This is a genomic window from Halovulum sp. GXIMD14793, assembly GCF_054457435.1.
On the sequence record NZ_JBTLNE010000087.1, the window covers coordinates 1 to 10,705 of the forward strand.

Annotated in this window: 12 protein-coding genes and 3 pseudogenes; 11 read left to right on the forward strand and 4 right to left on the reverse strand. The window is 55.7% G+C overall.

The window, feature by feature from the left end:
* Window positions 1-110 (forward strand): annotated as a pseudogene (locus ACW9UQ_RS17530) (IS5-like element ISCARN85 family transposase); the annotation flags it as partial.
* 85 nt (window positions 111-195) lie between these two features.
* On the opposite strand, the gene ACW9UQ_RS17535 reads toward ACW9UQ_RS17530, so the two are convergent.
* The gene (locus tag ACW9UQ_RS17535; RefSeq protein WP_458932298.1) at window positions 196-564 is read right to left on the reverse strand and encodes a type II toxin-antitoxin system VapC family toxin; all 369 of its coding nucleotides are present in this window, start codon (window positions 562-564) and stop codon (window positions 196-198) included.
* Window positions 565-804: a type II toxin-antitoxin system Phd/YefM family antitoxin gene (locus tag ACW9UQ_RS17540; protein ID WP_458932299.1), complete on the reverse strand. Its 240-nt coding sequence runs from the start codon at window positions 802-804 to the stop codon at window positions 565-567.
* Window positions 805-986: 182 nt separating this feature from the next.
* Here ACW9UQ_RS17540 and ACW9UQ_RS17545 point away from each other — a divergent pair, with 182 nt between their 5' ends.
* Complete coding sequence (locus ACW9UQ_RS17545) at window positions 987-1,298, forward strand: hypothetical protein (protein WP_458932300.1); 312 nt, start codon at window positions 987-989, stop codon at window positions 1,296-1,298.
* A gap of 56 nt (window positions 1,299-1,354) precedes the next feature.
* Window positions 1,355-2,116 carry a YcnI family protein gene (locus ACW9UQ_RS17550; RefSeq protein WP_458932309.1) on the forward strand — a complete coding sequence of 254 codons (762 nt, stop codon included), beginning with the start codon at window positions 1,355-1,357 and terminating at the stop codon, window positions 2,114-2,116.
* Between the two features lie 50 nt (window positions 2,117-2,166).
* Here ACW9UQ_RS17550 and ACW9UQ_RS17555 read toward each other — a convergent pair whose 3' ends face one another.
* Entirely contained in the window at window positions 2,167-3,057 is an 891-nt protein-coding gene (locus ACW9UQ_RS17555) for a LysR family transcriptional regulator (protein ID WP_458932301.1), read from the reverse strand.
* A gap of 131 nt (window positions 3,058-3,188) precedes the next feature.
* On the opposite strand from ACW9UQ_RS17555, the gene ACW9UQ_RS17560 reads away from it, so the two are divergent.
* The 6 genes and pseudogenes from ACW9UQ_RS17560 to ACW9UQ_RS17585 form a co-directional block, all read left to right on the forward strand.
* Window positions 3,189-4,136 carry a Bug family tripartite tricarboxylate transporter substrate binding protein gene (locus tag ACW9UQ_RS17560; protein ID WP_458932302.1) on the forward strand — a complete coding sequence of 316 codons (948 nt, stop codon included), beginning with the start codon at window positions 3,189-3,191 and terminating at the stop codon, window positions 4,134-4,136.
* Window positions 4,133-4,642 (forward strand): tripartite tricarboxylate transporter TctB family protein, encoded by a 510-nt coding sequence (locus ACW9UQ_RS17565; protein ID WP_458932303.1) that lies wholly within the window; start codon window positions 4,133-4,135, stop codon window positions 4,640-4,642. The genes ACW9UQ_RS17560 and ACW9UQ_RS17565 overlap by 4 nt, the downstream gene beginning before the upstream one ends.
* A gap of 1 nt (window position 4,643) precedes the next feature.
* Complete coding sequence (locus ACW9UQ_RS17570; protein ID WP_458932304.1) at window positions 4,644-6,158, forward strand: tripartite tricarboxylate transporter permease; 1,515 nt, start codon at window positions 4,644-4,646, stop codon at window positions 6,156-6,158.
* Complete coding sequence (locus tag ACW9UQ_RS17575) at window positions 6,142-7,731, forward strand: gamma-glutamyltransferase family protein (RefSeq protein WP_458932305.1); 1,590 nt, start codon at window positions 6,142-6,144, stop codon at window positions 7,729-7,731. Before ACW9UQ_RS17570 ends, ACW9UQ_RS17575 begins: the two co-directional genes overlap by 17 nt.
* Before the next feature lie 41 nt (window positions 7,732-7,772).
* Entirely contained in the window at window positions 7,773-8,732 is a 960-nt protein-coding gene (locus ACW9UQ_RS17580; RefSeq protein ID WP_458932306.1) for a bile acid:sodium symporter family protein, read from the forward strand.
* Window positions 8,733-9,034: 302 nt separating this feature from the next.
* Window positions 9,035-9,112, forward strand: a pseudogene (locus ACW9UQ_RS17585) (IS6 family transposase); the annotation flags it as partial.
* Window position 9,113: 1 nt separating this feature from the next.
* On the opposite strand, the pseudogene ACW9UQ_RS17590 reads toward ACW9UQ_RS17585, so the two are convergent.
* Window positions 9,114-9,485, reverse strand: a pseudogene (locus ACW9UQ_RS17590) (DUF4158 domain-containing protein); the annotation flags it as partial.
* A 67-nt stretch (window positions 9,486-9,552) separates the two neighbouring features.
* Between ACW9UQ_RS17590 and ACW9UQ_RS17595 the strand changes: the two are divergent.
* Window positions 9,553-10,221, forward strand: a complete 669-nt coding sequence (locus ACW9UQ_RS17595; protein ID WP_458932307.1) for a recombinase family protein — start codon at window positions 9,553-9,555, stop codon at window positions 10,219-10,221.
* Window positions 10,218-10,553, forward strand: a complete 336-nt coding sequence (locus tag ACW9UQ_RS17600) for a hypothetical protein (protein WP_458932308.1) — start codon at window positions 10,218-10,220, stop codon at window positions 10,551-10,553. The genes ACW9UQ_RS17595 and ACW9UQ_RS17600 overlap by 4 nt, the downstream gene beginning before the upstream one ends.
* Window positions 10,554-10,705 lie beyond the last annotated feature (152 nt).

The window sequence follows — 10,705 nt, forward strand, 5'->3', positions numbered from 1 at the left end:
TCCGAAGGCTGAAAGGCTTCCGACGTATCTTCTCAAGATTCGAAAAGCTTGATGTCATGTACCGCGCCTTTCTGAACGTCACCCTCATCGTGGAGATGATTAAGTGTTAACAGGCCCTAATAAAGTCTAAAAGGTACTGCCGACCCCATGAGGGTCAATTGAGCTCGCCGTTGTCACCACCCCCGTATTCTTTGATCACCTGATCTGATCCACCTCATAGAACGCCATCTTCCGGTCAGAGCTAACCAGCTTCAAACCTTCGCATCGGGCTTGCGCAATCAACATCCGGTCGAATGGGTCAGCATGATGCAATGGCAGGGCCGCTGCCGCTTCTGCGTGAGCCCAGGAGATCGGCAAGGGCCGGCACCCTGCATCCATGGCGGTGTCAAATATGTCCGCCGGAACGTCGAGCTTACCTATGGCGCGTTTAAGACCGATCTCCCACACACTTGCTGACGACACATAGAGGTCATCCTTAGAAATCGACTCGATCTGGGCGTTTGTCAGGCGCGCATCATTCAGGATGGCCCAAAGCAGGATATGGGTATCAAGCAGGACCCGCATCTAGGAAGCCGCGGCTTTACCGAACATCTCTGCAATCTCGTCATCGCCTTCGAACATATCGTCCGGCAAGGTAAACGCCCCTTGCATCGCACCGATCAACGGGCGCCCTACGGACCGATCTGCGGCAACGATGCATGCAACAGGTCGGCCATAGCGGGTCAACTCTATCGCTTCACCGGCTTCCGCCCTGCGGATTAGCTCCGCAAACTGTGCTTTGGCTTCGGCAATTGCTATTTTCATGGGAACTCTCTATTTATGACCAACATATAGGTCATATCCTGGCAAGATGCAAGCACGGGCCTCCTTTCTGACCTGCGCCAACATGCCACCGGTCTGACTGGCTGAATTCGCTTTACCAAGAATGTTCCCTCGCCTAAGCCAATGGGATGAAAACCGGGTGGATATTGCGAAGCATCGGCCTCGTGTCAGCGCTGTTGATAGCGCTGCTCAGCGTTGTGTCTGCGGCGCATACTGTGCCCGAGCGTGATGTCGCAGCCATTGAGACCTATCTCGCCTTCGGTGGCGATATCGCGGATATTTGCGGCGAAACCGATGCCGGACATCGCCATGATTGCCCGTTCTGCCGCTTGCTGTCTGATCCTGTCCTTAACGGTCCGGCAGCAAGGGCCGACGCCGCAGAGTTTCGTGTTTCCTGGCCCCGGTTTGCTGACCTAACTCAGCCCGATGCGCCCTATGGTCCGGGACTGGCCCGCGCGCCTCCCCTTTTCTCCTGATCCACTGAACATTTATTCAAACGATCGCGCAGCCGACGGTGCGTCCGCCTGCGCATATGGAGACGACAATGCAAAAATCCATCCTGATTGCCGGGCTGCTGGCCCTTTCCGCAACCGCTGCTTCTGCTCACGCCACACTGGAACAACGCGAGGCGGCCGCCGGAAAAACCACCAAGATCACCCTTCGTGTTCCGCATGGCTGCAAGGGTGAGGCGACCCGCACCGTTAACCTGATGATCCCCGAGGGTTTCTATAACGCCAAACCTATGCCCAAGGCTGGTTGGGAGCTGACAACAGAAACCGGCACCTACAGCACGCCCTATAACAACCACGGCAAAGAGATGACAGAAGGTGCGCGCAAGGTTATCTGGTCAGGCGGGAATCTGGAAAACGGCTGGTATGACGAATTCACCATTCGCGGTACCGTCGGACCAGATGTCGCACCCGGCACGGTAATGTACTTCCCGGCCCTGCAGGAATGCGCAAACGGGGTTGCCGACTGGACCAACACCTCCGGTGCCAAAGACGCAAAGCACCCTGCGCCGAAACTGACCGCCATCGCCGAGGAAGGCGGGCATCACGCCCATGCTATGGCGGCACCGGAAAGCTTCACAGTTGGCGATCTGACCATCGAAAGTCCCTTTTCCCGTGCAACTCTGCCAAACCAGCCGGTCGGTTGGCTTAGGGGCGCGCCTTGGGCATGCGGCTTCCGAAGGCTGAAAGGCTTCCGACGTATCTTCTCAAGATTCGAAAAGCTTGATGTCATGTACCGCGCCTTTCTGAACGTCGCCCTCATCGTGGAGATGATTAAGTGTTAACAGGCCCTAGTCAGATAAAGCTGTTTAGGCTTTCAAGCTGTCCCAAAGCCTTACTGGCCCTCTTCCCACAGCCCGGATGTCCCCATGTGCTGAAGCAATTCGGACAGGTGTTGTAACACGACGGCACGTCGGGAATTGGGGCGCTGCACGATTCCGAGGCCTCTGTGAATTGGTGTTGCGCCAAAGGGGAACCAGTCAATCGACGCGGTCTGAAAGCCCCGTATGGCTGCCAACGGCACAACCGAAAATCCCAAGCCGGCCTGCACGCAGCCAAACACCGCTGACATGGTGTTCACAGACGCGATTTGGTTGGGCGCAAGGCCCAGTCTGGCGATTTCAGTGTCGATCTGCCGTGCCAGTGGCACCTGAATGCCATACCGAATGAATGGCACATCCTGCACCAAAGCTTCGAGGTTTTTGCCTTTTGCCCCCGGCGGCGTCAGCACAATAAGAGGTTCGGTAAAAACCAAAGTCCACTGCAACCCGGTTGGGACAGTGACATGATCCGCCACCAAGGCCGCATCCAATTGCCCACTTGCGACGTCCGCCATCAAGTCCTCTGACAGGCCTACCCGCAGCCGGTAGGTGAGGTCGGGATGGCGTTGTTTGAGTTGTGTCAGCGTTCTGGGCAACACATAGGTGCCGCAGGTGCGCAACGCGCCAAGCGCCAGCGTACCGCTGAAATCGCCGCCGGTGACCGTCGTCTTTGTTTCCCGGACAATGCGTAAGATTGACTGTGCTGCCGACAGAACCTCGCGGCCCTTGGTGGTCAGTGCGGGCGGCCTGCGAGAGCGATCAAATATTTTGGCACCCAGATCATCTTCTAAGGCCGAAATCTGCTGACTGACCGCAGACGGGCTAAGGTTGACGACCCGCGCGGCTGCCGCAAAACCCCCGTGCTGGGTGATGGCGAGAAATGTTTCTAGTTGGCGTGTGTCCATTTTATAAGATAACAAATACTTACTTTAAAAGCAATAACTACGCGCTTTGCACAGAACATCTTTATGTTAACGTCCGGGCAGTCTTCAAACCAAACCGGTGCATGAACGCCGGAAACTTCAGGGAGCTACCCATGAAACTTCTCTCAGGCCTCGCGGCCATATTCACAGCAGCAGCCTCTTTGGCGAGCCCAGGCTTTGCCCAGAGCTACCCCGAACAGGCCGTTGAATTTATTGTTCCTTGGTCGCCGGGCGGCGGATCTGATACGCTGATGCGTTTAATTTCGCTTAACATCGAACCTTATCTGGGCGTAGAAATGCCTGTGATTAACATGCCCGGTGTTGGCGGGACTGTCGGTCTGCGCGAAGCTTCGCGGCGGGCGGCGGATGGGTATACCATCTCGCAGGTGCACGAAGGTCTGCTTGTGGCGACTGAAACAGGGCTGACGGATCTTGCTTGGAACGATTTTGAGCCTATCGCGCTGATGACGGCGTCTCCTCAGTTTCTCATCGCGCACCCGACTGATGACTTTGGCACCTTTGACGAATTTCTCGAATTCGCTCGGGCCCACCCCGGTGAAATCACCATGGGCGTCACCTTGGGCGGCTTGTCGCATCTCTATGCTGCGATGATCGAACAGACCTATGATCTACAGTTCAAATACGTGGCCTATGAAGGCACTGGAGAGCGTATTCGCGCCATCGTGGGCGGCAATCTGGATGTTGCAATTGGGGATGTGGCCTCGTCGATCGAATTTGCAAAAAATGGCGATTTGGTCTTTCTTGCTGCGGGTTCCGCAGAGCGCCACCCAGCCGTACCTAACACGCCGACTTTCAGCGAAATGGGTGAAAAGCTTCTGTTAACCGTGACACGTGGCATCGTGGTTCCCAAGGGAACACCAGAGCCAGTGCGTGACACGCTTGAAGCCGCGCTGGAGAAACTATCCCAAGACGTAGCCTATATTGAGCAAACCAACAACGCAGGTTCGCAGGTCACGTTTATGGGTCAAGACGCCTATATCGAATACCTGACCAATCTCGACGCTACAGTGAAGTCCCTGGCCGGGGTACTTGCACAGTGAGCGAGCAGCGCAAAGATGTTCGAATGGAAGCGGGCGAAATCGCCCGCTTCTTAAGCTATCTGGTGATATTGCTTGCATCTGTTGCGCTTTTCGTGGCCGCAGGCAATATACCCAGTTCCCGATTTGAGGCCCTGGGCGCCAGTGCTTTCCCCAAGTTTGTCTTTGCGGCAATGGCGTTTGTCGCAGTGATTGCGATAGCGAATAGCCTGCGCACCATCGATCGCGACGCCTGGGGTCACTTTGGTGCCGAAGCAAAAAGCTGGCTGAAAAAGCACTATCTGGTCTTTGTCTGTTTTGCCCTTTTTACGGCCTATATTCTTGCGATTCCGAAATTTGGATTCTCAATCGCCAGTTTTGTATTCGTTCTTGGCCTGCAGATCGTTTTGATGCCGCGCCGGCCAATAGCTTTGCTGATTGCAGTTGCAGTCGCGCTTGCCTTTTCCTTTGGGCTGAACGCGCTTTTTGCAGAGTTCTTCAACGTATTCCTTCCACGCGGGCAGTTTTGATATGGAAAATCTCGTCATAGCGCTTGGACAAATATTTGCTCTGACCACGCTTCTTTTCATGCTGGCGGGCTCTATCGCTGGCATCATTGCCGCTGCCATTCCCGGCTTTACGGTGACCATGGCTATTGTGCTGACTTTGCCACTGACATTCAGCATGGAACCCTTGCAGGGTATTGCCGTTATGCTGTCGGTCTATGTCGGCGGTCTGACCGGCGGTCTGATCTCGGCGGCGCTGCTGGGCATTCCCGGTACGCCGTCCTCAGTTGCCACAACGTTTGATGCTTTCCCGATGGCACGGAAAGGCGACCCCGGGCGCGCCCTGTCGCTGGGTGTCTGGGCGTCGTTCTTCGGCACGCTGATTTCGACACTGTTTCTAGTGGTTGCAGCGCCGCCATTGGCCGTTTTTGCGGTGAAACTGGGTCCGTGGGAATATTTCTCGCTGATCGTATTTGCCTTAACAATTGTTGCCAGCCTTGTTGGTAGCTCGGTGATCCGTGGGCTTCTGGCTGGTTTAATCGGGCTGGCAATTTCTACCGTTGGATCGGACCCGATCCTGGGCCGCGTGCGGTTCGATTTTGGCATTGAGATGCTTCAGGCTGGATTGCCGTTTCTGGTGGTGCTTATCGGGATCTTCGCAATCTCTCAGCTTCTAAGCGAAGTTGAAGACTCCAAAACTGTACGATCCGGTGCGTCTTTAGTGACCGAGGCCATCGACTTTAAGACCTGGACCGTGATGAAAGAAGTTCTGATGCAACCGGTCAATTTGATCCGGTCATCGCTGGTTGGTGTATTGATTGGCGCTCTTCCCGGTGCCGGGGGATCGATTTCGAATCTGGTTGCCTATGATCAGGCCAAACGTGCCTCTAAAACACCCGAAGACTTTGGCACAGGCACTCCAGACGGTGTGATCGCCTCCGAGGCGGGCAACTCTGCCACCGCAGGCGGGGGGCTAATCCCGCTGATCGGTCTTGGTATTCCCGGATCGGCTGTGGATGCGATTTTGATGGCCTCGCTGATGGTGCATGGCATTTCCGTTGGGCCACGTCTGATCCTCGATCACGGCGACCTAGTCTATGGCATGTTTATCGCGATGGCGGTGGCGTCCTTGATGATGCTGATCGTCTCGGTCCTGTCGATGCGGATGTTTTTGCGCGTCGCCGAGGTGCCCAAATGGCTGATCGTGCCAACGGTTCTGACTTGCTGTGTTGTCGGCTCTTTTGCGCTCAACAATCGGGTAACTGATTTGTACCTGCTGGGTGTCATCGGTCTGGTTGGGTATGCGCTTCGGGCGCTGGGGTACTCGCTTGCACCGCTGGTTCTGGGGGTTATTCTCGGGCCAATTGCCGAAACCAATCTGCGACGCGCGCTGATGACGGATGACGATCCAACGCTGTTTCTGACCCGCCCAATCAGCCTTATTTTCCTTGTCGCAGCTGTTTTGTCCATTTCCTGGGCAATCCGCAATCATATCAAATTACGAAAAATGACTGGGGACAAAGATGCATCTGCGTCATGATCCAATTTACGCTTCCCGACGTTCGCCCGTTCTTGCAGATAACATTGTAACAACATCGCAACCCCTCGCCACGCAGGCAGGCCTGTCGATATTACAGCGCGGCGGCAATGCGGTGGATGCGGCCATTGCGACAGCTGCGGCCCTGACCATCGTAGAACCGTCAGGCAACGGGCTTGGGTCAGATGCGTTCTGCATCCTTTGGGATGGCCAGCAGCTGCATGGGCTGAACGCTTCGGGACGCGCGCCCGCTGATTGGGGGCCAGAACGCTTCCCAAACGGCATGCCGGGACTAGGCGTCAACAGCGTCACCGTTCCGGGTGCGGTAAGTGCTTGGGTGGAATTGTCAAAACGGTTTGGCAAACTGGACTTGTCCACCACCTTGGCCCCGGCCATCGGATACGCTGAAGACGGGTTTATCGTGTCGCCGGTCATCGCAAAACTGTGGACAAACGCCGTGGCTACGCTTGGCGATCAGCCGGGGTTTGCCGAGACGTTTTTGCCCGAAGGCCGCGCGCCAAAGGCCGGTGAACGGTTCCGAAACCCTGCCGCTGCCGCAACCCTGCGTGAAATCGCAAAGACCAATGGCGCTTCTTTTTACAAAGGCGACTTAGCCGAAAAGATCGTGGCGTTTGTGCAGGACAATGGCGGGTCGATGACGCGCGATGACATGGCCGCCCACGAACCAGAATGGTGCGGCACCCTATGCAGCAGCTTTGATGGGGCCGAACTGCACGAAATCCCGCCTAATGGGCAAGGCATAGCAGCACTTATGGCTCTTGGGATGCTGGACCATACCTCTATTCGCGACTTTGGTCCCGATGACGTTCAGGCGATCCATTTGCAGATCGAAGCCATCAAACTGGCCTATCGCGATCTTCACGCTTTTGTCGCAGATCGTGATGGGATGACGGATGTCTGCGAAAAGGCGATGCTTGATCCCGACTACCTAAGGTCCCGCGCCGCACTGATTGATCCCACAAAGGCTATCAACCATAGCGTTGGTACCCCCAAACAGGGCGGAACGGTCTTGTTGAATACGGGCGATGCGTCGGGGATGATGGTCTGTTTCATTCAGTCCAACTACGCTGGATTTGGGTCTGGTGTTGTGGTTCCCGAGCTGGGGGTATCCCTACAAAACCGTGGCGCAGGGTTTAACACAATCCCAGGCCATCCCAATTGCGTGGCCGGCGGCAAACGCCCGATGCACACGATCATTCCGGGCTTTGTCATGAAAGACGGTGATCCGGTAATGGCGTTTGGCATGATGGGAGGCCCCATTCAGGCCCAAGGGCATGTGCAGCTTTTGCTGAGGACGCAGCTTTGGGGGCAGGATGTGCAATCCGCCGCCGACGCGCCCCGCTGGCGCATGATCGACAATCTAGACGTGGCCTGCGAGCCAACCATACCGCAGGATACTTTGGACGGATTACGGGCCCTGGGTCACCAGATCACCGTCGAAAGCCCGGACAATGTCTTTGGGTTTGGAGGTGCGCAATTGGTTCATCGCGTTCCCTCAGGGGGCTATGTCGCAGGATCAGACCCCCGCAAAGACGGACAAGCCGCCGGGTTTTGACCGCATAAATTCTTAGCCCTTTTGAACGAACGGATTGAGGTATGAAAATTCTCAAACGAATTGGTGTTGATACCTATATGCAATTGCTGCTGACGACCGTTGTTGCGGGCATCCTTGTGCCCGCGCAGGGTACGGCGGCGATGGCGCTGTCACATGTCACGTTTTGGGCCGTCGCAGTTTTGTTCTTTATCTATGGTGCCAAATTGGATGCCAGCGCGGTGCGCGCCGGGTTGACCAATTGGCGCCTGCAGGGGCTGACATTTGCGGCGACCTATGTGCTGTTTCCGATTGTGGGCCTGACACTATCGCTGGTCTTTGGGCCGTTACTGAGCGCGACCGTAACGCTGGGGCTGTTGTTTCTCGCGGTCTTGCCGTCAACGGTGCAAAGTTCGATTGCATTTACGTCCATGGTGGGCGGAAACGTTCCGGCGGCGATTTGTGCGGCCTCTGTGTCCAACCTGATCGGCGTCGTCCTGACCCCGATCCTGGTCGCCTTCCTGCTGCAGGCCGGCGATGGTGGCATCCGGCTAGAGGCGGTGGCGAAAATCGCCACGCAAATTTTGCTGCCCTTTGCTTTGGGACAGCTTGCACGCCCCAAAGTGGCCGGGTTCATTCAGAAACGTAAATCAATGACGTTGATCGTGGATCGAGGCGCAATCCTGTTGATTGTCTATTCCGCCTTTAGCGCTAGTACGATCTCTGGACTCTGGAGCGCAATCCCGCCAGCGGTCCTGCTGGTGCTTATCGTGGTTGTGCTTCTGTTCCTTGGGATAACCATGATGTTGATGGTGGCCGCCAGCCGGGTATTCGGGTTGCCCAAGCCCGATGGGGCGGTGCTGTTTTATTGCGGATCGACCAAAAGTCTTGCGTCTGGCCTGCCAATCGCGACGGCATTGTTCCCCGCAGCCAGCCTGGGCGCAATTGTCTTGCCGCTGGTGATTTACCACATGGCCCAGCTCTTGATCTGCGCCTTTGTCGCGCAATCTACAAAATCTGAATGACCCTTTTCTGGTGCCTCAGAAAGGAGTCATCAGGCTAAGAAGCTGATCTGAGCACGATACCAGATTACATAGTGATCAAAGCCGCCAATGAGTTCCATGACAAACAACGGCCATCAACCAGATGTGGCAGACAGACTTCACCTATTTGGCCCAGTTGATGGGGTGGATACCCCCCTCCACGAACGGCATCGCAATGTGCCAAGGTGGTGCTGTAACGCCACCACAATAGGGAGAAGACATCCATGGAGGGACTGTTGCATTAACTCTTGTAGTCGGCCAAGTTTTGACTTTTGAGGTTCACCATGCCGCGTCAGTCACCGTTCAAACATCATCGTTTTCCGCACGAGATCATTCTCTGTGCTGTCCGGTGGTATCTGCGATAAGCTCAGCGGCACCACGGCCCGTAAAGCTCTTGAAGCCGTAGAGGTCACGCAATTGGGCCAGATGATTGTGGCGTGTTTCTTCCCGGGTGGCGTATCCGGCCAGGTCGCCCGCCTCGATCCCAATCTGATCGCCTAGGAACCGCAACACCTCGATGGGGATGGTCTCGCCCGGTGCAAGCAACCAGCCCGGATACCGGAAGGCACAAAGCTGAAGCGCAAAGCCTATCTGATTTTCCGGCCGCCGCCGGGTACGGATATGCTCGATGTCTTCATCATCCAATGTGTAGTGTTTCAGCAGCAAAGCCTCATCGGCAGGAAGATCAAAGAGCGCCACGCGTTGTCGCGTGGTCAAAAGAGATCGCCTTGGCATTCGAAATTGTCCTTGTTAATCAAATGGCTAAAAGGGACAATAATCAGATCAGTAAAAACAAGCCATTATGACCGCTCAAACCACACCAGCTCAATTGGGACAGAAAACACTCGCCTCGACGAAGCGGGCCGTAATCTACGCGCGGGTCTCAACATCCGACCAATCCTGCGAACGGCAGATCGCCGATCTGACAGAGTTCGCTGCCCGAGCGGGGTATGAAATCCTGGACGTTCATAAGGAAACCATTTCCGGCACCGAGACCAACCGCCACGCGCGCAATCAGATCATGGCGTTGGCCCAGGGCCGCAAGATCAATGCGGTGTTGGTGACCGAACTCAGCCGGTGGGGTCGCTCCACACAAGACTTGCTCGGCACCCTGAACCAACTGGCTGGCTGGAATGTCTCTGTCGTCGCGATATCCGGTATGACCTTTGAGCTCGACAGCCCCCATGGCCGGATGATGGCAACCATGCTCGCAGGTATCGCCCAATTCGAACGCGACCTCATGAGTGAACGCATCAAATCCGATCTTGCCGCCGCCAAGGCGCGCGGCAAAAAGCTTGGACGCCAAAAGGGCCAACGTCCAAAGTCAGACCGCCTTACCCCCAAGGTCATGGCACTGATCGAAGAGGGCCGCTCCTACCGGTGGATCGCCCGAGACCTCGGCATCAGCAAAAATACCGTTCTGGCGATTGCCAAGAGAACACAAAAAATCAAAGTGGATAAGGCCTCATGAAAATTGGCTGCACCTGCGGCGGCATTATCGTTGATCAGACAGATAACTTGCCAAACAAAGCCCACGTCATCAGTGACAGAGATTGGCACGCCTTCTGGGATCAAGTCGAAGAGGCCATGAAGGCATCAGAAAAACATGGCTACAGCTATCAGTTACCCAATCAAATCGTGGACCCGAGCCAGCAGGCTTGGGAATGCCAAGATTGCGGACGGCTGTTCTTCGCAAAAGATGGGTCAAATATGACCGATGTGTTCAGGCCAGACGATGGCCAAGCAACGAAGGTTTTCGATAGATCAGGGTTTGCGGCGCGATCAAAACCGCAAAAACCTTAGCGCAGGATTCCGCCCCTATCCGCAACTGACCCCGAGTTTCGCCAAAATGAGGATCGTGTGGCCAAGATTGTCATCAACGCCTCCAGCCGGACCCTGTCTTCATTCCGGCTGGATCTGACGCATGAGCGTGCCCTTGGAGGTGGTCTGCTGAC